Raw genomic sequence first — 21,573 nt, forward strand, 5'->3', positions numbered from 1 at the left:
AAAAAGGAGAAATTGATATGAAATTATATTATTTAAAAGGCTCTTGTTCTACCGTGCCACATATTGCGTTAGAGTGGATTGGACAGCCTTACGAAGCGGTCGAAATGAGTCGGGAAGCTATTAAACAGGCGGATTATTTAGCGTTAAATCCACAGGGTTCAGTGCCGTTATTAGTGGATGGTGATTTTGCCTTATCACAAAATGTTGCCATTCTAACCTATTTAGATAATTTATATCCAGATGCTAAGATTTTTGGCAGTAAAACGGTGCAAGATAAAGCGAAAGCGATTAAATGGCTGGCTTTTTGTAATGCAGATATTCACCCGATCTTTGGGCGTATTTTTAATGTGCCTGCCTATTTGCAAGGTAATGAAGAATTAGTTAAACAATATCGTCAAGAATTGGCAGAGAGATTATTGCGTTTATACGCCATTGCCAATGAATATTTAAGTCAACACCAATTCTTCGGCGAGCAAATTTCTGTTGCTGATGTGTATCTTTATATCACATTGCGTTGGAGCCAAGCGATTGGTTTGGATTATAGTCATTTACACCATTTAACAGCTCATTATCAACGAGTAGGACAAAATGCTGGTGTGCAATCTGTGCTAAAACAACAAGGATTACCTGTCTAATGCAAAGTTTACGTCATTATCATACCTTTGCCATTGATGTTCAGGCAAAAAATATTGTAGAAATCACCGCAGTTGAGCAATTTACGCAAGTGTGGTCAACGGCAAAAGCGGATAGTCAGCCTGTATTGTTGTTAGGTGAGGGGAGTAACGTCTTATTTGTGCAAGATTTTAACGGTACCGTATTAATCAATCGGTTAAAAGGCATTGAACATAGACAGGATAATGACTTTCACTATTTGCACGTTGCAGGGGGCGAAAATTGGCATCATTTAGTGCAATGGTCGCTGTCACAAGGCATTCAGGGCTTAGAGAATTTAGCCTTAATTCCAGGCTGTGCTGGCTCTGCACCGATACAAAATATCGGTGCCTATGGTGTTGAATTTAAAGATGTTTGTGATTATGTCGAAGTATTAGATTTAAACCAAGGCGAAGTATTTCGTTTAAGTCATGAAGACTGTGGTTTTGCTTATCGCCATTCAGTATTTAAACATCAATATGCAGAGGGTTTTGTGGTGGTTGCTGTCGGGCTAAAATTAGCCAAAAACTGGCAACCTGTGTTGAAATATGGATCACTTGCCAATCTTGATGCGAATACGGTGACAGCTCAACAAATTTTTGCTGAAGTCTGTGCGATTCGCCAAGCGAAGTTACCTGATCCAAAGCAAATCGGGAATGCGGGGAGTTTCTTTAAAAATCCTGTGGTGACTGCTCGTCAATTCCACGATTTACAAGCAGAATATCCAACTATTCCAAATTATCCACAAGCAGATGGCTTTGTTAAGCTGGCTGCAGGCTGGTTAATTGATCAATGCGGTTTAAAAGGCTATCAAATTGGTGGTGCCATGGTACATCAACAACAGGCATTAGTGTTAGTGAATACGGGTAATGCTACCAGTTCTGATGTCATAGAATTAGCTCATCATGTTCGTCAAGCGGTAGCAGCGAAGTTTGATGTTTATCTTTCACCAGAGGTGCGTTTTATTGGTGAACATGGCGAGATAAATGCGGAAAATGTGATTAGTTAGTTGATATTAATTATTTTCTAATAAAAAAACCCTGTCAAGTTGGCAGGGTTTTTAGACAATACATATAATAAAAATTATGCGTTTACTTGATCTTTTAATGCTTTACCAGCAACGAAAGCAGGAACTTTAGATGCTTTGATTTTGATTTCAGCACCAGTTTGTGGGTTACGACCTGTACGTGCTTTACGAGCGTTTACTTTGAATGTACCAAAACCAATTAACTGTACTGGATCACCAGCTTTTAAACTGCCAGAGATTGCGTTTAAAGTAGCTTCTAATGCTGCTTTTGCATCTTTTTTAGTTAATTTCGCTTCTGCTGCAATTGCATCGATTAAATCTGTTTTATTCATAATTAAAAACCTTATAATGTTTTATTAAATGTTGCGGTAAAGCCTTTGTTTACCAGATTTCAGTAACTGTAAGTGTAAGTACAGTGCCGTATAGATTAAACAAAGTTTGTGCGAAAGCAAGCACTATTTTGTAAATTTGTGGTAAAGATCGCGTTATTGGTTAATTTCTATACCAATATTTGATATTCTAGCACTACGAATCTCATTTTTTAGGTCTAAAATTAGATCCACATCACGCTTTTCACATTCATTTAAGGTGCGGTAAATTTGCCATTGCACATCTAATTCTTGTTGAATTTCCACCGCACTTTTAAGATCATTTTCCGAGAATTCACGTTCTTGTTCGGTTTCTAACAAGGTTGCGATTGTTTGTAAGGAAAGCTGACTAATTTTAATCGCTTGTTCTAAAGTTGAACCCGCAATGATAGCGTGCAATAATTCACCTAAACTTTCCGCCGCATCCAACGCTGGTACGACACCGAAAAAGTCGTAATCATTGACATCGGGAATAATGTCTTCTAATTTTTCCAACTGATTATCAAAATTAATTTTGGCATCTTTCACGGTTAAATATTCCCATACCAGATTTAAGATATTTTGGTAGGTTTTGGCTTGTTCTGGTTGTTCCGTCATTTGGCAGAACAGCTGAAAGTTCGGATACATCCGTTCACATAGACAAGCCATAAAAGTTAAATGTTGCCAACTTTCGAAATGTTCAAGGCGTTTATGAATAGGGTTTCGCATAGCCGTTCCTTTTATTGATGATAAGGTTTGGAATAATGGTGAATGGCATCCACCAACACTTTTGGGCTTTCCACAGGCACATCTTGATGAATGCCATGCCCGAGATTAAACACATGCCCAGAGCCTGTGCCAAAGTCTGCCAAAATTGACCGCACTTCTTGTATGATGCGTTCAGGTGGGGCATATAACACTGATGGATCAATATTGCCTTGTAAGGCAACTTTATGTCCTACTTGAGCTTTTGCTTTCGCAATATCTACGGTCCAATCTAAACCAATCGCATCACAGCCAGTGTTTGCGATCTGTTCTAACCATAAGCCACCGCCTTTAGTGAACAAAGTAACAGGTACCTTGCGATCTTCATTTTCACGGATTAAACCCGCTACAATTTTGTGCATATATTGCAATGAAAAATCGACATAATCCCGATGTGCCAACACGCCACCCCAAGTATCAAATACCATAACAGATTGAGCCCCTGCTTTGATTTGAGCATTGAGATATAAAATCACCGAATCAGCTACTTTATCTAATAGTTGACGTAATAACTGCGGTTCGGAATACAGCATTTTTTTGATTTTAGTGAAGGTTTTGCTTGAGCCACCTTCCACCATATAGGTCGCCAACGTCCACGGACTGCCTGAAAAACCAATTAATGGCACCTCGCCGTTGAGTTCACGGCGAATGGTACGCACTGCATTCATGACATATTGTAATTCGACTTCGGGATCAGGAATTGGCAAATTTTGCACCGCACTTTTGCTTTCTACTGGACGAGCAAATTTTGGTCCTTCACCCACACCAAAACTTAACCCCAAGCCCATAGCATCAGGAATGGTTAAAATATCAGAAAATAAAATAGCGGCATCTAACGCATAACGGCGAAGCGGTTGTAATGTTACTTCACAAGCTAAATCCGCATTACGACAAAGCGACATAAAATCTCCCGCTTTCGCTCGAGTCGCTTTATATTCTGGTAAATACCGTCCAGCTTGTCGCATTAGCCAAACAGGGGTGTAATCGACAGGTTCACGCAATAAGGCTTTTAAATAGCGATCGTTTTTTAATGGTGGCATAAAATTTGATAAATAAAAATAAAGTGGGGGAAGTGTATATGAGATAGATAGTGATTGCAATATTCAAAGGAGATATACCTATTTGCTATTAGCTATCCCTGTGGTAATATTTGGACAAGGAGAAGCAGCATTTAAGGCTTGGAGTACAGTGGCTTTAATTGTTGTTACTTATTTTTTCTTACTAGGTGGACGTTTTTTTCGTCAATATAAATCTAGTTTACCGAAAATACGGGAGAATTAAATTATGTGGTTAAGTATTGGTCTTACTGTACTTGCATTTATAGCGGTTGGTGTCTGTGCATTTGCTTATAGTTTGCTAAAAAGTGTTGAAGCTCCCAAAAAATAATACTTTCTCCATTTTTTAAGAAAAGTAATTTGTGGGAAGTATTATCTCACTTGCGTTCTCACCCATAAATCCGCATACTTCACAAAAGTAGAATGAGCGGATAACACCGCCAATAAAAATCCCTGTTTACCATCTAAAAAGCCAGCTTTCAGTAAATACATTTTCACAAAGCAACCTACAGCATGAGTAACACCATCAAAAAGACTGGCTGTTTTGCCTTGTGCCTGACGTTGTTCCGCCCAAGCTTTGGCATAACCAGCGGATTTCACTAAATAATGATGAATATTTTTATAGGTAAAATGAGCTAAATTGCCTGTTAGTTTTTCAACCTTTGTACTATTTGGATAATGTACTCGTTCGTGAACCAGTTCATCGCCGTATTTTGCATAATCGGTTTTATACAAACGTACTACATAATCAGGATACCAACCAGAATGACGGATTTCACGTCCGAAAACTGTACTTAAACGGTTAAGTTGATACACCGTATTTTCGGCATTCTTTTGTACCGCAGTTTGAATAGATTGTGCTAATTCGGTGGTAACACGTTCATCGGCATCAAGCCATAATACATAATCACTGGTGACATATTGTTGAGCGAGCTGACGTTGTTTGCCAAAGCCTTGCCAATCAGTATTTTGATAAAATTTTGCCCCGTAAGATTGAGCGATTTGTTCGGTATTATCGGTGCTACCGCTGTCTAAAATCACGATTTCATTTGCCCAATCTTTTACGGTGTCTAAGCATTCCGCCAAATCTTGGCTTTCATTTTTCACAATCATTGCAACGCTGATGGTTGGCATAATATTCTCATTTTGTAGGATAAAAATTTTTCATTATTCTAACCGCACTTTGTAGCAAAACCAACTAAATATCGCTATAATCAAATTGTTTATTCACATTAATTGACAAAAGGAAGATTAACATGGGCTTAGAAAGTGTACCAGCAGGCAAAGAATTACCAGATGATATTTATGTCGTGATTGAAATCCCTGCCAATTCAGATCCAATTAAATACGAAGTTGATAAAGAAACTGGCACATTATTTGTTGACCGTTTTATGGCAACCGCAATGTTCTATCCAGCTAACTATGGTTATGTAAACCATACTTTATCTTCAGATGGCGATCCTGTTGATGTGTTAGTGCCAACGCCATACCCATTACAACCAGGTTCCGTGATTCGTTGCCGTCCAGTGGGCGTGTTAAAAATGACAGATGAAGCGGGTGGTGATGCGAAAGTGGTCGCAGTTCCGCATACTAAATTAAGCAAAGAATACGATCACATTAAAGATGTGGGCGATTTACCTGCGTTATTAAAAGCTCAAATTCAGCATTTCTTTGAAAGCTATAAAGCACTAGAAGCTGGTAAATGGGTAAAAGTGGAAGGCTGGGGCGATGTAAACGAAGCTCGTCAAGAAATTTTAGACTCATTTGAGCGTGCGAAAAAATAATTAACTCAGTGATGCCGTCTTATTTTGGTAAGGCGGTATTTTTTTGTAACATTAGGGGAAATCAGATGTTAAAACGCCAAAAGAAAATATTTGCGACCTGTTTTGCGGTTGCAGTTTTAGTGAGCTGTGCAACCAGTACGGAAATAAACCAACAAGCTGAGAGCCAATATGCTCAAGTTTTAGCACAAGCAAGACAAAAAGGCATATTAGATACCAGTTCTACCACATCAAAACGGGTACAAAAAGTCTTCCACGTGATGCAACCCTATGCCGAACAAGAAAATAATACTGGTACAAAATTTAACTGGCAAATTGCTGTAGTAAAAAGTGATGATCTTAATGCTTGGGCAATGCCAGGTGGTAAGATGATGTTTTACACGGGACTAGTGGATAAATTATCCTTAACCGATGATGAAATTGCGACAGTGATGGGACATGAAATGGCTCATGCACTAAAAGAACATGGCAAATCATCACGTAATTTAGGTGTATTTACTACAGTACTTGGGGCAGCCGTTGAAGTCGGGGCAGGAGCAGCACTTGGTGTTGATCTACAAGGGTTAGGTAGCGGAACAGTCGATTTAATCACTAATAAGCCCTATTCTCGTAGCAATGAAACAGAAGCAGACGAAATCGGCTTAATGTTAATGGCAAAATCTGGCTATAATCCACAAGCTGCCCCAAAACTCTGGCAAAAAATGCAGGCACAAGGTGGTTCAAGTAAAGTAGTAAGTTTATTCTCTACTCACCCAAGTGATGAAGCTCGCCAAGAAAATTTACAACGTTTATTGCCAGAGGCAATGAAAGTTTATAATGCGAGAAAATAACCAAATGCCACCAAGTGCGGTAAAAATTACCGCACTTTTTGCTTAAAATAATAAATATTTTTATCTGGAAAAATCCAATCAATGAATTTCTTGAGTTTAGCGTTAGTATTGCGTTGTTTCTTGCTTAAAGGTAATTCATTCCAGTCTTTTTCTGCTAATAATGCAATACAATCTTGTAGTGATAAGTTTTTTAATTGAGCATTCACAAAAAAATCTGCAATCATATTATTCCATTCGGTTTTATTGCCCCAATAATGTCCGATAATTGTATTGCAGGGCTGTAAAGGTTGATGCTGATTTAACGCCACAGAAAAAGAAAATTGTTCCACTAATTTACGTTCACAATCTGTACCACAAATTTCATCACAGAGTTGTAATGCGAGTGCAAGGATTGCTTGAGCCTTTTCTGCGGGTAAAGCAACCACACCCGCATTCCACATCACACTATCAGGTCTAATTTCAATATTGGCAAAGGTTTTTCCTACTAAAGTGCGGTGCATTTTTTGCCAAGTTCGATTGGATTGTTCGCTTAATATACCTTCTTTTAAGTGCATAAATGTTTGCCCCTGATTAAGCTGGTGTTGCATTTCCGTTAATGGCGTGGCTAAAAAAGTATCGCTATCCACATAGAGCAAATGTTGAGCGGGATATTGGGCTTGAACAGTCTGCAACGCCTTAATTTTCACTCGCCAAAAGAAGTGATATTTTCCTTGCCATTTCTGTAAGGTGGTTTGGTTAATTTCAATAAATTCAATACGATCACCAAAAACACGGTAAAAATCTGGGCGATCGGTGATGACAATCACTTTTTCAATTTGCGGATCTCGCAAAAAAGTTAAAATGGCAAAACAGGCTTGATAATGGTTTTCAAGCCGTTCGCCGAAAGTGAGTAAGGTTAAATTCATGTTTATATTATCCATTCTGGACTAATCTGTTCTGGTGAAATTTCATTGATATTATGTTGGTAGTGTACAATTTCAGTTCGATTTTGATTATTAGGGTGCCAATTTAGCCAATTTTGTTGACCTTGACTGTAAAAACCAATAATCGGTTTATTTAGACCTGCTGCAATATGAATGGTGGCAGTATCAGGTGAAATTAACAAATCAGAATAGCGAATAAGTTCAATGGTATGAAATATACTTTTTGTGTTTTCATTAATAAAAATTTTTGCAAAAAAGGTATTATTCTCCATTGACCATTGACCATTGACCATTGCTATCAATTTTTTTAATTTTTCTGTTACTGGGGGATAGGTGAGTACGACTATTGGCAAGCTACTTTCTTTTGCCAAATATTCAAGTATTGCAACGATATGTTTGTCATCAAATTGGCGAGCCGACCCATTACCAAAGAAATTCAAGGTAATAAATCTTTCTAATTTATTTTTCTGGATAAAATCAATGGTTTCAGTATTAGCTGACGGACTAAAGGGAATATCATATTGCGTATTAATATCAGTAAATCCTATTTTTTCTAATGCTGTTTTATAAACGTCAGCAAAATGTAAATTGGGATCATCAATATTGATATTAAAAAGTTGATAATTTTGTTTTAAATAACCGACATTGATTGAAGCGTTAATTAGGCGAATAAACAGTAAATCTCGGTTACGTAATAGTACCGTAGGATCAATTAACACGTCATAGTGAAATTTCCGCAAATTTAGACCGCACTTGATCCGATCCCAGATACTACGTTTTTGCACAAAATGTAGTTGATCAATATAAGGATTATCCGAAAATAAATAGGCATTATTTTTAGTACAAGTTACTCCAATATATAGCTCAGGATCCTGTTTTTTTAGTTCACGAAACACAAAAGAGCTGACAATATAATCACCAATTTTTCCGTCTTGGCGGAGAAAGAGGATTTTTTTGATAGGCAAATTTACGGGATTGTGATGTATTTTGTCTAGTAATAGTTTACCTATAGTCAGGCGGATTTTTTGTAAAAGAGTTTTGAGTTTCATTTAATTGTATCGATCTTCAAGTTTATTAATTTCTGATTCACTAGTTCCTCGGAAAATACAAGGTGGTTCAACACCATAGGCATTGAGCCTATTTAATTGTAATAATCCCGTTAAATAATCTGCAGGTATTCTAATGGGGTAGGCATTATCTAATAATTTTCTTGCTCCATTGAGAGTGAGCAAATAGGCATTTGCCATAATAATACAACGCTTAGATGTTTTTGACGGACTACGGTAACGTACTAATTTATAATTTTCAAATAGTTTACGCTTGAACAACCAAGATTTAGCTTTACCATGATCTAAAAAAACAATCTCTCGCCTAGATGGGACTCTTTTCAACACATCTGAAATGATCTTTGTAAAGTCGTGGTGAATGATAATATCATCTTCAAAAATAATAGCTTGTTCAATATGTTGCTCAACCATATACTGATAAACTTTAATATGGCTCATTGCACAGCCTATTTCACCAATAGTAAGGGGTTTCTTGGCTAGGTATTTTTTAGGGTAAAATTCATAATCAACTTGTGATAACTCTTCTTTACCCAGTGTTTTACCATAAACAGCATCGAAAAATTGAAAAGAAATATTTAAGGCAGTAAAACGCTGTGCAATTGCTTCTCGGCGAGGAGAGTTTTTAAGGCTGATAATGAAAATTGGCGGGATGTTTTTTTGTAGCATAGTTACCTGACTTCATTAAATTAGAGAAGTATATAGTCGTCTTGATTTGGAATGAATTTTAGTTTAGTCTATCAAAAATTTCAATATTAATTTATAGTTATAGTAGTGTCATTATACTTGAGCAGATTAGAGAAAAAAGAATGAAAATTTTAATTTTGCATAAATGGTTGATTATGGGCGGTGTTGAACGTATTTTAATAAATTATTTAGCACTGTTACAGGGTGAACCTAACTTAGATATAGATATTTTGATTGATTTTGATACAGAAGATAATGCTTTTCACAACAAAATTCCTAAAAAATTCCCAATAAGTTATATTTTTGATAGAAATCACAAAAAACAACGTGATTCAATTTATTCTGCAAGAAAAGAAAGTGTCTTAAATCGTATAAAATATAAGCTGTTTAATAGAAAAGAAAAAATACTTAGAAAACAGAAATTAACAGATAAAATTGTTGGGAATGACTATGATGTTGTTATAAATTTTAGTCAACATTTTGATCCTTATATTGAATTTAATCGTATTTCTGTACCAATTATTCGATGGCAACATTTAGCTTATGAACCTAAAAATAATCATTATTTGAAAAAAGACATTTCTATTTTAGTTAGATATAGTAAGATTATTGTCATTTCTAATGCGATGAGAGAACAAATGATTTCTCTTACCAATATTTCTTCCAATAAATTTGAACTTATATTTAATCCGTTGAATATAAGTCATATAGTAGAACAAGCTGATATTCTACCCTATGCTGGTTTAAGAAAAGAACATTTCTTTACCCAAGTAGCTAGGTTAGATAAAATAAAACAACATGATAAATTAATTGAAATTTACGCAGAACTAGTTAAGTATGGAAGAACAGAAAAACTTTATATTTTGGGAAACGGTGAAGAATGTAATTATTTAAAGCATCTTATAGAAAAGTTAAATTTAAAGAATAGATGTATTTTACTTGGTGAAGTTGAAAATCCTTATCCTTATATCAAATATGCAACACTTTTTCTACATACTTCAGCAAAAGAAGGATTGCCAACAGTATTACTGGAAAGTTTATTGTTAAATACTCCCGTAGTTGCAATGGATTGTCCGACAGGTCCAAGTGAAATACTTGATAATGGGCGTTGTGGTGCTTTAGTGACATTAAACAACAAAGATGAGTTTGTTCAAAAGACGATTGAGTTATTGCATAATCCTGAAATGATAGAAAAGATGCAGATAAATATGAAAACACATTTGGAAAAATTTTCTGAACAAGAAATTCGAAGAAAATTCATTGGTGTATTAGATAAACTCGTTGGAAAATAGGGCTAAAATGGAAAACAAACAAACAAAAATAAAGGTTGCTTTATTAATTAATGAATATTTCGGTGCAGTTAAAACGGGATATGGTGGATATGGATTCCTAGCGAGAAGACTTGTCGCTGAATATTTACCTTCAGATGATTTACAAGTTGATGTTTTATTGAAAACAACATCACGTAATTTTGGTATTTTAGCTAAAAAACATATTGTAGATGGTATTAATGTATATGAAATACCAAAGAAGCAGTGGGCTACGAAACAATTCCTAAAAAAACAAAATTATGATGTTTATTTAAGTATTGAAGTTACTTTTATACTACCTTTAAAATTGGAACCAGACCAACGAAAGAAATTATTATTTTGGATTCAAGATCCGAGACCCCAAACTGATTGGGAGGAAATTCATACTGTACAGCTTTATCCTGAACCAAGCTATTACGATCAAGCATTATATGATTATATTCATCAATTATATAAACAAGATAGGGTAAAGTTTATTTCACAAGGTTATTTCCTAAATGAAAAGGCAAAAGAACTCTATCGTTTGAATGAAGATGTCAATATTCAATATTTGCCTAATCCAATTGAGATTAACAAAGACTTTAATCTCAATACATACGAAAAGAAAGATATGATTATTTTTTTAGGACGTATTGAATCCGTGAAACGAGGTTGGTTATTTGCTGAAATTGCTAAACAATGTCCTGAATATGAGTTTTATATGTTAGGTCAATCTTTCCATGATACAGCAAAGAATGCAGAGATTATGGCAAAATATAAAGATATTCCAAATTTATATTTTGCTGGACATGTTGATGGCGAAGAAAAAGAACAATTTTTGAAAGATGCCAAAATACTTGTCAATACTTCAATTCATGAAGCCTTACCAGTTTCATTCTTAGAAGCATTGTCTTATGGAACATTATTAGTCAGTAACCAAAATCCTGAAAATTTAACGGAAAAATTTGGTGTTTATACTGGGCAAGTCTTGGGAGATGGTTTTGATGCCATAGAACGTTATGTAGAAGGAATCCATTTCTTGATGAAAAATGATGAAATAAGAAAAACATTGGCAAGACAAGGTATAAATTATATTAAAGAAGTGCATAATATTCCTAAATTTATTCAGGATATGAGAGATATATTATTTGATCTAGCTGGGTGTAAGTGATAAACACTTTAGCCTATAACAAAATTTGTTATAGGCTCTCATAGGCTCCTCCTGCATTTTTGAGCCTATACCAAAATTTGTGTAAATACCTGTTTCTGAGATAATAACCAAAAACAGGTATTTTCATTATGAATGAACAACAAATTAAATTATTGGCTAATGAATTAGCTAAAAACCTCAAAACACCAGAAGATCTCAATCAGCTTTCTCGCGTGCTGAAAAAAATCACTGTGGAAGCCGCTCTCAATACTGAGCTTACAGAACATCTTGGTTATAAGAAAAATCAGCCAAGAAAGGCTAAAAATAGCCGAAATGGTTATAGTCAAAAAACCTTGCTCACCGATGAGGGAGATATTGAACTCAACATTCCCCGAGATCGTGAAAGCACCTTTGAACCCCAAATTATTAAGAAAAATCAAACTCGCATTACGGGTATGGATGAGCAAATCATTGCCTTATATGCCAAAGGGTTAAGTAATCAAGAGATTGTTGATTCGTTTAAGGAATTTTATGATGCCGATGTTTCACCTAGCCTAATTTCTCGGGTAACTGATTCAGTCAAAGAACGCATTATTGAGTGGCAAAATGAACCCCTTAACGCGGTGTATGCCATTGTTTATTTGGATTGCATTGTGGTGAAAGCTCGCCAAGATGGACGCATTATCAATAAAGCCGTGTTTGTCGCTCTTGGTGTGAATCTGGACGGACGCAAAGAGCTGTTAGGGCTGTGGATTGCAGAAAATGAAGGGTCAAAATTTTGGTTAAACGTACTAACCGAGCTTAAAAATCGTGGCGTACAGGATATTCTGATTGCTTGCATTGATGGTTTAAAAGGCTTTCCTGATGCGATTAATACTGTTTTTCCTGAAACGAAAATTCAGCTTTGTATCGTGCATATGGTTCGTAATAGTTTGAAATATGTCACTTGGAAAGATTACAAAGCCGTGACAGGGGATTTAAAGCTGATTTATCAATCACCTACGGAACAGGTAGCCCTACAGGCACTGGCTAATTTTGAGCAAAAATGGCAAGCAAAATACCCATTAATCGCCAAAAGCTGGCAGACTCATTGGGTGAATTTAGCCACGATTTTCAGCTATCCTGACGATATTCGCAAGGCAATTTACACGACAAATGCGATAGAATCGTTAAATAGCGTGATTCGACGAGTGATTAAAAAACGAAATGTCTTCCCGACAGACGAATCCGTGATTAAAATAGTCTGGCTTGCGATTAAAAATGCGTCTAAAAAATGGTCAATGCCAATCCGAAATTGGCGAGTGGCATTGAACCATTTTGTGCTAGAATTTGGTGATCGCTTAAATGATCACCTTTAAGTGAAATTGGTGTTTACACAAAATGTGGGATAGGCTCGGCTAACCAGCCCTATTTCTTTTTCTACCTGATTATTTAGTCGGATAGTCCCACCAAATATCAAACAAATCACTGATTTCGACTTGTTGTAATCCATTGCTTTCTAACCAGTTTTTCACTAAAGTGCGGTGTTTTTCATCACATTTTCCGATTTTTTCTAAACAGACTAAACCCTCCCAGTGTAAATAGCCACTGCCTTCATAAGCTAACCCATTTAGTTGAATGACTTCACGGATAAAGCGATCAACGATTTCATCTACTTGCTCGATAGCTGTACCTTCAGCAAATTGCCAATTGACTAAAAAGCCTAATTCTTGGAATTCTGCTAAGTGCATTTTTTTACGCTGACGAGCGTTACGTTGAATAGCCATATTTTTCTCCTATGCTATTAGAGCCTTGTTAGCTCTTATTCTTTAATAAAATATAAGTCCCAAACACCGTGACCTAATTTGTGACCACGTTGTTCGAATTTGGTTAAGGGACGGAAATCGGGGCGTTCAATATAATCACCCGTTGAGGAAACATTACGAATTCCCACCGCACTTTGCATAGATTGTAACACATCTAGCATCTGTTCGGCATAATTTTGCCAGTCGGTAGCAAAATGAATAAAACCACCAGATTGTAATTTTTGGCTAACATTTTCGACAAACTGCGGTTGTACAATACGGCGTTTGTGATGTTTCGCTTTTTGCCATGGATCAGGAAAAAATAACTGCAAACCGCCCAGCGAATTTTCCGCAATGCAATCACGCAAAATTTCCGTGGCATCATGGCACATTACTCGCAAATTTTTCACCCCTTTTTCTAAAGCATAAGCTAAACAAGCTCCCACACCAGGGGTATGCACCTCAATCCCCAGATAATTTTTATCGGGATTTTGGGCAGCCATTTCCACTAAGGATTTTCCCATACCAAAACCTATTTCTAATACCACAGGCTGACTATTGCCATAAATCTTAGTGAAATCAAAGGGTTCATTTTGATAATCCAAACCATAACTTGTCCAATTATCATTCATTATTTGGCGTTGATATTCGCTCAACCGCCCTGTACGTAACACAAAGCTCCGCACTTTACGTTTATAACGTCCATCTTCAGTAAATTCGGCAGTTTCCACGGTTTTACGTTTTTGATCGGCAAGGGTATTTTTTTGTTGTTCCATTCTTTTTTCATTGCTCGTAAAATTTGGCGGTCATTATACGGATTTCAAAGTGCGGTGTAAATTTAAGAAAAATCAAATCAGAGTCTATTTAGATAGACACTTAAGGACAAGTCCCATGGGTGATTTATGCAACAAATGTATTCAAAAAGTGCCTAATTTAGCAAAGAAAAGTGCGGTGATTTTTCAGCGTGTTTTTCAGGTAACCTGAAAGGTTTTTCAAATTTTTCTAAACTCTATCGCCACGCCGTTTAATTGTGCTTTCGCCCAGTCAACCGCATTGCGGGCGGCTTGTCTGGCTTGGTGGGGGGAGTTTTTCCAACAGCTTGAGCCTGTCAAATAAGCACCTTGGTGCACAATCTCTTCTTCATCAGTCGTTGCCAACTCCTGTACGCTGTCCAAGCCCATTTGTTCCAGACGGCTGATAAACGTTTTGCCTATGCCTTTGACGGCAAGCAGGGATTGATATTCTTCTGCGGTAAATGCCATGATTGCTCCGTTTTTTTGTGCTGGGTCGGATTGTTAAATCCGACCTTAATTAAGACGTTAAGGCTTGTCGGACTGCTTGCGTGCCACAGGCTTGCAAGTGTCCGACTTACATTGCCTTATGCCATTTCTTTTACCGCCAGCTCTGCCCAAGCCATGGTTTCGGCAAAGGCGGGGCGTGCCAAATGGGCGGTGGCGTAGTGTTGCAGTATGCTGTCATCGGCAGACAGCACGTGCTGTTTGCGGGTGAATTGAATAATCAAGCTACTGAAATGTAAATCCAAGATGCTAAACTGATTGCCAAGGATAAATGTGCGTCCGCTCAAATGCTGACGTAAGGTATCCAGTAATACATCAGGATTGCCGTAGCCAATCATTTTTTGGCGGTCGGCATCAATGTTTACCTGCATAAATTTATCCATCAGTGCGTATTCCAAATGAATGGACAAACACAGCCAGCGGTAAAATTCGCCACGTTCAATGCTGCCTGCGGGCGGTATCAGCCCTTTGTCGGGGAACTGCTCGGCTAAAAAGGTCAAAATGGCAACCGTTTCGGTTAAAACCGTATCGCCAACCTTTAAGGCAGGCACTTGTCCTTGCGGATTAACCGCCAGATACTCGGCAGATTTCATCTGTTCGCCAAACTGCACCAGCTTGACTTGATAGTCTGCACCGCATTCTTTGAGTACCCAAACGACATTTCTGCCACATTAAAAGGGGGGGGGTAAAGGGTGTATTGCATGGGATTGCTCCTTGATGGTGCAGTGAATGAATGCCTTAAATGCTTATTTTAGTTTTAGCATATTTTAAAGGTTTTAGATAGCTTTTCTTTTACACGTCTACACCGCCTGCATATATCCTTTTGAACTTCACACCGTGTCAGCTAGTGTTCAATAATTACAGTTTTGGATATCTTTTTCGGTTGTGTTAGAATTCACTCCCATTTAATCGCATTTTTAACGTTATGACCGCTCAATCCCATTCCACACCTCCTTTTGCCAACGCCATACTAAATTGGTTTGACCGATTTGGACGCAAGCATTTGCCGTGGCAGCAGGATAAAACCCTGTATGCGGTGTGGTTGTCGGAAGTGATGTTACAACAAACGCAGGTGGCAACGGTAATCCCTTATTTTGAGCGGTTTATTAAAACTTTTCCAAATATCACCGCACTTGCTAATGCTCCCCTTGATGAAGTGTTGCATTTGTGGACTGGTTTAGGTTATTACGCTCGAGCCAGAAATTTGCACAAGGCAGCACAGCAAATTCGTGATGAATATCAAGGACAATTTCCTACGCAATTTGAGCAAGTACTGGCATTGTCGGGTATCGGGCGAAGTACCGCTGGTGCTATTTTATCTTCGGTGTTAAATCAGCCCTATGCTATTTTAGATGGTAATGTAAAACGTGTTTTATCTCGTTTCTTTCTTGTTGATGGTTGGACGGGGGACAAGAAAGTCGAAAGTAAATTATGGGCATTAAGCGAGCAAGTGACACCGCAAGATCGAGTGGCGGATTTTAATCAGGCGATGATGGATATTGGGGCAATGGTTTGTACGCGTTCAAAACCGAAGTGTGATTTGTGTCCAATTAGTCAAAAGTGCGGTGCAAATTTAACAAATTGTTGGATGGATTACCCAAATAAAAAAACCAAAAAGACCTTACCAGCATGCACAAGTTATTTTTTAATTTTGAGCTGTCAAGGCAAAGTCGCATTAGAACAACGTGAGCATTCTGGCTTGTGGGGCGGGCTGTATTGTTTTCCACAATTTCCAACCAAAACAGAATTGTTACAATATTTAGCTACACAAGGTATTCACCAATATCAAGAATGGACGGCATTTCGACATACTTTTAGTCATTTTCATTTAGATATTTATCCAATTTATGCGGAACTTCATGGCAAAAAATGTGACGAAGATCGCACGAAATGGAAAAAAATTGCAGAAAAGCCAGCAGAATATCAATTTACTGTATCACCAAGTAACAAATATTGGTATGATCCAGCTAATCCAGATCAAATTGGACTCGCTACGCCAGTCAAGAATTTATTAACAGAATTTTATAAGAGAAAATTATAATGGCAAGAACCGTATTTTGTGCTTATTTAAAGCAACAGGCAGAAGGATTAGATTTTCAGCTTTACCCAGGCGAATTAGGTAAGCGTATTTTCGATAATATCAGTAAACAGGCTTGGGGCGAATGGATGAAAAAGCAAACCATGCTAGTTAATGAAAAAAAATTAAATATGATGAACCCTGAGCATCGTCAGTTATTAGAGCAAGAAATGGTGAATTTTTTGTTTGAAGGAAAAGAGGTGCATATTGAAGGTTATGTTCCACAATCAAAATAAAATAAATATGATGAAGATTTCTTTAAAAAAATTAGCCGTGTTGGCGATTATTCCTTTTTTGTATGCTTGTTCATCAAATCAAGATCGTAATTATGATGATGCCTTTGCTAAGGATACGCATGGTTTAGATTTACTTACTGGGCAATTTTCACAGAATATTGACCAGATCTGGGGCGTAAATGAGCTGTTAGTGGCGAGTCGTAAAGACTATGTAAAATATACTGATAGTTATTATACCCGTAGCCATATTAGCTTTGAGGAAGGTCAAATTAATATTGAAACCTTAGCGGACGTGAATCGTTTACATAGTGCTATTGTGCATACTTTATTAATGGGGTCTGATGCAAAAGGGATTGATTTATTTGCTTCGGGTGATGTACCTATCAGTACTCGTCCATTCTTAGTTGGTCAGGTTGTCAATAACTTTGGTCAACCTATTAGAGATCTTAATACGGCGAATAATTTTGCCAGCTATTTAATTCAAAATAGATTACAAAAACGAACATTAAGCAATGGGCGATCTGTGCAGTTTGTTAGTATTCAAATGATTGCGAATCACGTTAATGTGCGTGCTAGAGCATATTTGCCATTTGTACGTAAATCATCTCGTCAATATGGTATTGATGAGAGTTTGATTTTAGGCATTATGCAAACTGAATCAAGTTTCAACCCTTATGCGATTAGTTATGCAAATGCGTTAGGATTAATGCAGGTTGTGCCACATAGTGCGGGTCGAGATGTATTTAAAATGAAAGGACTTTCAGGTCAACCAAGTAAGAGTTATTTATTTGATCCAGCTAAAAATGTGGACGCTGGTGTATCTTATTTATGGTTGTTAAAAAATGATTATTTAGCAGGTATTGAAAATCCAACTTCTATGCGTTATGCCATGATTTCAGCGTATAACAGTGGTGCTGGTGCGGTATTACGTGTATTTAGTTATGATAGAGATGAAGCGATTTATCAAATTAATCGTATGCAGCCAGAACAGGTGTATCGTATTTTAACCACGGCTCATCCGTCATCACAGGCTCGTAATTATTTGCTGAAAGTAGATAAGGCTCAACAGAGTTATCGCAGAGTGAGATAAGATCAGTCCCGTACGTACAAGTGCGGGGCGTTTTGAGGATTTTTTGCATATTAAACAAGCAAACAGACAAATTTCAGATTTTTTTGTAAAATAACTATTGACCGAAAGGCGTAAATACGGTTTAATACGCCCCGTGTTGACGCAGTAAGCGTTACGCCTCGATAGCTCAGTCGGTAGAGCAGGGGATTGAAAATCCCCGTGTCGGTGGTTCGATTCCGCCTCGAGGCACCATCTTTTCCTCCTTAGTTCAGTCGGTAGAACGGTGGACTGTTAATCCATATGTCGCAGGTTCGAGTCCCGCAGGAGGAGCCATATTCTAAAGCCCTGATGATTGTAAAAAGTCATCAGGGTTTTCGCTTATTTAGAAAAGTTAAAATCAAAGCAAAAAGGGTATCCCATGTTAAGTTACCGCCATAGTTTCCACGCAGGCAATCACGCCGATGTACTTAAGCATATTGTACAAATGTTGATCATTGAAAATCTGCAACAAAAAGACAAAGGCTTTTATTATTTAGACACGCACGCAGGTGTGGGGAAATACCGTTTATTCAGTGAAGAAGCCGAAAAAACAGCCGAATATCTTGAGGGTATTGCACGTCTTTGGGAACAAAAAGATTTGCCTGAAGAAATCCAACGTTATGTGAATTTAATTAAAAAGCTCAATTATGGCGGCAAAGAATTACGCTATTACGCAGGTTCACCGTTTATTGCTGCTTTAATGTTGCGAGAACAAGATCGGGCATTATTCACCGAATTACACCCTGCTGATTATCCGTTATTGCGTAACACGTTTAAGGAATACGACAATATTACCACTAAACGAGATAACGGTTTTCAACAGCTTAAAGCTACGCTTCCCCCCAAAGAACGCCGTGGTCTGGTCTTAATCGATCCACCTTATGAATTGAAAGAAGATTATGATCTGGTGGTGCAAGCCATTGTGGAGGGTTATAAACGTTTTGCCACAGGTATTTACGCCATTTGGTATCCCGTGGTGTTACGCCAACAAACGAAACGAATCATCAAAGGGTTAGAAGACACAGGGATTCGCAAAATTCTGCAAATTGAATTGGCAGTTCGTCCTGATAGCGATCAGCGTGGTATGACCGCCAGTGGCATGATTGTGATTAATCCACCATGGCAATTAGAAAGCCAAATGAAACAGCTTTTACCTTATTTAGTCAAGACTTTAGTGCCTGAAAATACGGGTAGCTGGAAAGTCAGTTGGATTACACCTGAATAGCCAATTTGTTCCTATTGGTTAAAGTGTGGTGGGAAATATTGAAATTTTTCACCGCACTTTTTACTCCAAATCCCCCTTAATACACCATAAAAATGTGATCTTGATCACATTTTAAATGCTATCTATAAAATCAATCGTATTAATTTACCTTTTACCCTGAAAAATCAGGTAAAATAAAAATCAGTTTATATTCATTCAATCTCATTAATCAGGAGTAAACAATGGCAACGCAAAAACAACTTGCAAATGCAATCCGTTTTTTAAGTATGGACGCTGTTCAAAAAGCAAAATCAGGTCACCCTGGTGCCCCGATGGGTATGGCGGACATTGCCGAAGTATTATGGCGTGGATTTTTAAAACATAACCCAACCAATCCAAAATGGGCAGATCGTGACCGCTTTGTGTTATCTAATGGACATGGTTCGATGTTGATTTACAGTTTGTTACATTTAACAGGCTATGATCTTTCTATCGAAGATTTAAAAAATTTCCGTCAATTACATTCTAAAACTCCAGGTCACCCTGAATATGGTTATGCCCCAGGGGTAGAAACGACCACAGGTCCATTGGGTCAAGGTATCACCAATGCAGTGGGTATGGCGATCGCAGAAAAAACCTTAGCGGGTCAATTTAACCGTGCAGGTCACGATATTGTGGATCACTTTACTTATGTGTTCTTAGGTGATGGCTGTTTAATGGAAGGGGTTTCACACGAAGCCTGTTCATTAGCGGGAACGTTAGGCTTAGGCAAATTAATCGCATTCTATGACGACAACAATATTTCCATTGATGGTCATGTTGACGGTTGGTTCACTGATGATACCCAAAAACGTTTTGAAGCCTACGGTTGGCAAGTGATCCCAGCGATTGATGGTCATAATCCACAACAAATTGCCGAAGCGGTGAAAAAAGCTCAAGCAGAAACCAATAAACCAACCTTGATTATCTGTAAAACCATTATCGGTTACGGTTCACCAAACAAATCAGCTTCGCACGATTGCCATGGTGCGCCATTAGGTGATGAAGAAATTGCCTTAACCCGTAAAGCATTAGAATGGGATTATGCCCCATTTGAAATCCCAGCGGATATTTATGCAGAATGGGATGCGAAAGCCAAAGGTCAAACAGCGGAAGTGGCATGGAACGAAAAATTTGCCGCTTATGCAAAAGCCTATCCAGAACTTGCAGCAGAATTTAAACGCCGTGTGAGCGGTGAATTACCAGCCAACTGGGCAGCCGAAAGCCAAGCCTTTGTGGAAAAATTACAAGCTAACCCTGCTTCTATTGCGAGCCGTAAAGCCTCACAAAATGCGATTGAAGCCTATGCACACATTTTACCAGAATTCTTAGGCGGTTCAGCAGACTTAGCTAGTTCAAACTTAACCCTATGGTCAGGTTCAAAACCCATTCGTGCAACCACCAATGTGGACGGCAACTACCTCAACTACGGTGTGCGTGAGTTCGGTATGTCGGCGATTATGAACGGTATTGCCTTACACGGTGGATTCATTCCTTATGGTGCAACATTCTTAATGTTCTTTGAATACGCTCACAATGCAGTGCGTATGGCAGCATTAATGAAACAACGTGCGTTATTCGTTTACACCCATGACTCTATCGGTTTAGGCGAAGACGGTCCAACTCATCAACCTGTGGAACAAACAGCGGCATTACGTTTAATTCCAAACTTAGAAACATGGCGACCTGCGGATCAAGTGGAATCAGCCGTGGCATGGAAATCTGCGGTAGAACGCAAAGATGGTCCGAGTGCCTTAATCTTCACTCGTCAAAACTTGGCACAACAACCACGCACAGCAGAGCAATTAGCTAACGTGGCTCGTGGTGGTTACATCTTAGTAGATTGCGGTTGCAACAACCCTGATGTGATCTTAATTGCTACGGGTTCTGAAGTGGAATTAGCCGTGAAAGCCGCAGAAGTGTTAAAAGCCGAAGGCAAAAAAGTGCGTGTGGTTTCTATGCCAAGCACCAACGTGTTCGACAAACAAGACGAAGCCTATCGTGAAAGCGTGTTACCAAAACACATTACCAAACGTGTAGCGATTGAAGCACAAACCGCAGACTTCTGGTACAAATATGTGGGCTTTGAAGGTCGTATTGTGGCAATGCACGGTTTCGGTGAATCTGCCCCAGCCGACCAATTATTCAAATTATTTGGTTTTACCGTAGAAAACGTGGTGGCAAAAGCGAAAGAAATTTTGTAATAGTCTAACTATTTGATTAATCTTAGTAAAGTGCGGTGAAAATTATTCTAGTTT

23 protein-coding genes and 2 tRNA genes are annotated in these 21,573 nt (G+C 37.9%); 14 read left to right on the forward strand and 11 right to left on the reverse strand.

Translation table 11 applies throughout. The annotated features are described in order from the left end of the window. The first annotated feature begins 17 nt into the window (after positions 1-17). Entirely contained in the window at positions 18-635 is a 618-nt protein-coding gene (locus tag O1Q81_RS02245) for a glutathione S-transferase family protein (RefSeq protein WP_386688455.1), read from the forward strand. Then, the gene (gene murB, locus O1Q81_RS02250; protein ID WP_386698014.1) at positions 635-1,660 is read left to right on the forward strand and encodes a UDP-N-acetylmuramate dehydrogenase; all 1,026 of its coding nucleotides are present in this window, start codon (positions 635-637) and stop codon (positions 1,658-1,660) included. The genes O1Q81_RS02245 and murB overlap by 1 nt, the downstream gene beginning before the upstream one ends. Positions 1,661-1,734: 74 nt before the next feature. Here murB and O1Q81_RS02255 read toward each other — a convergent pair whose 3' ends face one another. From O1Q81_RS02255 to O1Q81_RS02270, 4 genes are all read right to left on the reverse strand, one after another. Then, on the reverse strand, positions 1,735-2,010 hold the full coding sequence (locus tag O1Q81_RS02255) for an HU family DNA-binding protein (protein WP_386688451.1): 276 nt from the start codon (positions 2,008-2,010) through the stop codon (positions 1,735-1,737). Positions 2,011-2,163: 153 nt separating this feature from the next. Further along, positions 2,164-2,754 (reverse strand): YjaG family protein, encoded by a 591-nt coding sequence (locus O1Q81_RS02260; protein ID WP_386698016.1) that lies wholly within the window; start codon positions 2,752-2,754, stop codon positions 2,164-2,166. 11 nt (positions 2,755-2,765) lie between these two features. Beyond that, complete coding sequence (gene hemE, locus O1Q81_RS02265) at positions 2,766-3,830, reverse strand: uroporphyrinogen decarboxylase (protein WP_386695497.1); 1,065 nt, start codon at positions 3,828-3,830, stop codon at positions 2,766-2,768. 387 nt (positions 3,831-4,217) lie between these two features. Further along, positions 4,218-4,979 carry a glycosyltransferase family 2 protein gene (locus tag O1Q81_RS02270; protein WP_386698018.1) on the reverse strand — a complete coding sequence of 254 codons (762 nt, stop codon included), beginning with the start codon at positions 4,977-4,979 and terminating at the stop codon, positions 4,218-4,220. Positions 4,980-5,101: 122 nt separating this feature from the next. Here O1Q81_RS02270 and ppa point away from each other — a divergent pair, with 122 nt between their 5' ends. Both ppa and O1Q81_RS02280 read left to right on the forward strand, forming a co-directional pair. Then, positions 5,102-5,629, forward strand: coding sequence for an inorganic diphosphatase (gene ppa / locus O1Q81_RS02275; RefSeq protein ID WP_386688443.1), 528 nt, complete (start codon positions 5,102-5,104; stop codon positions 5,627-5,629). A 65-nt stretch (positions 5,630-5,694) separates the two neighbouring features. After that, on the forward strand, positions 5,695-6,456 hold the full coding sequence (locus O1Q81_RS02280; RefSeq protein WP_386698020.1) for a M48 family metallopeptidase: 762 nt from the start codon (positions 5,695-5,697) through the stop codon (positions 6,454-6,456). 26 nt (positions 6,457-6,482) lie between these two features. On the opposite strand, the gene O1Q81_RS02285 is transcribed toward O1Q81_RS02280, so the two are convergent. The 3 genes from O1Q81_RS02285 to O1Q81_RS02295 are packed head-to-tail and all read right to left on the reverse strand — an operon-like array spanning position 6,483 to position 9,112. Then, complete coding sequence (locus O1Q81_RS02285; RefSeq protein WP_386698022.1) at positions 6,483-7,376, reverse strand: hypothetical protein; 894 nt, start codon at positions 7,374-7,376, stop codon at positions 6,483-6,485. Then, complete coding sequence (locus O1Q81_RS02290; RefSeq protein WP_386695505.1) at positions 7,364-8,428, reverse strand: glycosyltransferase family 9 protein; 1,065 nt, start codon at positions 8,426-8,428, stop codon at positions 7,364-7,366. The genes O1Q81_RS02285 and O1Q81_RS02290 overlap by 13 nt, the downstream gene beginning before the upstream one ends. Further along, complete coding sequence (locus O1Q81_RS02295; RefSeq protein WP_386688435.1) at positions 8,429-9,112, reverse strand: glycosyltransferase family 25 protein; 684 nt, start codon at positions 9,110-9,112, stop codon at positions 8,429-8,431. A 140-nt stretch (positions 9,113-9,252) separates the two neighbouring features. Here O1Q81_RS02295 and O1Q81_RS02300 point away from each other — a divergent pair, with 140 nt between their 5' ends. The 3 genes from O1Q81_RS02300 to O1Q81_RS02310 all read left to right on the forward strand — a co-directional run bounded on the left by O1Q81_RS02300 (position 9,253) and on the right by O1Q81_RS02310 (position 12,927). Continuing rightward, on the forward strand, positions 9,253-10,422 hold the full coding sequence (locus O1Q81_RS02300) for a glycosyltransferase (RefSeq protein ID WP_386698024.1): 1,170 nt from the start codon (positions 9,253-9,255) through the stop codon (positions 10,420-10,422). A gap of 7 nt (positions 10,423-10,429) precedes the next feature. Further along, the gene (locus tag O1Q81_RS02305) at positions 10,430-11,590 is read left to right on the forward strand and encodes a glycosyltransferase family 4 protein (protein ID WP_386698026.1); all 1,161 of its coding nucleotides are present in this window, start codon (positions 10,430-10,432) and stop codon (positions 11,588-11,590) included. A 128-nt stretch (positions 11,591-11,718) separates the two neighbouring features. Further along, complete coding sequence (locus O1Q81_RS02310; protein WP_386698027.1) at positions 11,719-12,927, forward strand: IS256 family transposase; 1,209 nt, start codon at positions 11,719-11,721, stop codon at positions 12,925-12,927. Positions 12,928-12,996: 69 nt separating this feature from the next. Here the strand turns inward: O1Q81_RS02310 and O1Q81_RS02315 are convergent, their stop codons facing one another. The 4 genes from O1Q81_RS02315 to O1Q81_RS02330 form a co-directional block, all read right to left on the reverse strand. Continuing rightward, entirely contained in the window at positions 12,997-13,335 is a 339-nt protein-coding gene (locus tag O1Q81_RS02315; RefSeq protein WP_386698028.1) for a YggL family protein, read from the reverse strand. A 35-nt stretch (positions 13,336-13,370) separates the two neighbouring features. Next, positions 13,371-14,129, reverse strand: coding sequence for a tRNA (guanosine(46)-N7)-methyltransferase TrmB (gene trmB / locus O1Q81_RS02320; protein ID WP_386698030.1), 759 nt, complete (start codon positions 14,127-14,129; stop codon positions 13,371-13,373). Between the two features lie 216 nt (positions 14,130-14,345). Further along, complete coding sequence (locus tag O1Q81_RS02325) at positions 14,346-14,615, reverse strand: recombinase RecA (protein WP_386698032.1); 270 nt, start codon at positions 14,613-14,615, stop codon at positions 14,346-14,348. 116 nt (positions 14,616-14,731) lie between these two features. After that, a complete protein-coding gene (locus O1Q81_RS02330; protein ID WP_386698034.1) occupies positions 14,732-15,262 on the reverse strand; it encodes a glutathione S-transferase family protein in 531 nt (176 codons plus the stop codon). Positions 15,263-15,576: 314 nt separating this feature from the next. On the opposite strand from O1Q81_RS02330, the gene mutY reads away from it, so the two are divergent. The 7 genes from mutY to tkt all read left to right on the forward strand — a co-directional run bounded on the left by mutY (position 15,577) and on the right by tkt (position 21,519). Further along, on the forward strand, positions 15,577-16,692 hold the full coding sequence (mutY, locus tag O1Q81_RS02335; RefSeq protein ID WP_386698036.1) for an A/G-specific adenine glycosylase: 1,116 nt from the start codon (positions 15,577-15,579) through the stop codon (positions 16,690-16,692). Further along, positions 16,692-16,964 carry an oxidative damage protection protein gene (locus tag O1Q81_RS02340; protein ID WP_386691656.1) on the forward strand — a complete coding sequence of 91 codons (273 nt, stop codon included), beginning with the start codon at positions 16,692-16,694 and terminating at the stop codon, positions 16,962-16,964. The genes mutY and O1Q81_RS02340 overlap by 1 nt, the downstream gene beginning before the upstream one ends. 10 nt (positions 16,965-16,974) lie before the next feature. Further along, entirely contained in the window at positions 16,975-18,054 is a 1,080-nt protein-coding gene (gene mltC / locus O1Q81_RS02345) for a membrane-bound lytic murein transglycosylase MltC (RefSeq protein WP_386689028.1), read from the forward strand. Between the two features lie 155 nt (positions 18,055-18,209). Further along, positions 18,210-18,285, forward strand: a tRNA-Phe gene (locus tag O1Q81_RS02350). A 5-nt stretch (positions 18,286-18,290) separates the two neighbouring features. Then, positions 18,291-18,366: transfer RNA gene (locus O1Q81_RS02355), tRNA-Asn, on the forward strand. Between the two features lie 85 nt (positions 18,367-18,451). Further along, positions 18,452-19,297 (forward strand): 23S rRNA (adenine(2030)-N(6))-methyltransferase RlmJ, encoded by an 846-nt coding sequence (locus tag O1Q81_RS02360; protein ID WP_386698038.1) that lies wholly within the window; start codon positions 18,452-18,454, stop codon positions 19,295-19,297. 221 nt (positions 19,298-19,518) lie between these two features. Next, positions 19,519-21,519 (forward strand): transketolase, encoded by a 2,001-nt coding sequence (gene tkt, locus O1Q81_RS02365; RefSeq protein WP_386698040.1) that lies wholly within the window; start codon positions 19,519-19,521, stop codon positions 21,517-21,519. Positions 21,520-21,573 lie beyond the last annotated feature (54 nt).

This window comes from Lonepinella sp. MS14436 (genome assembly GCF_042470565.1).
Lineage (GTDB): Bacteria > Pseudomonadota > Gammaproteobacteria > Enterobacterales > Pasteurellaceae > Lonepinella.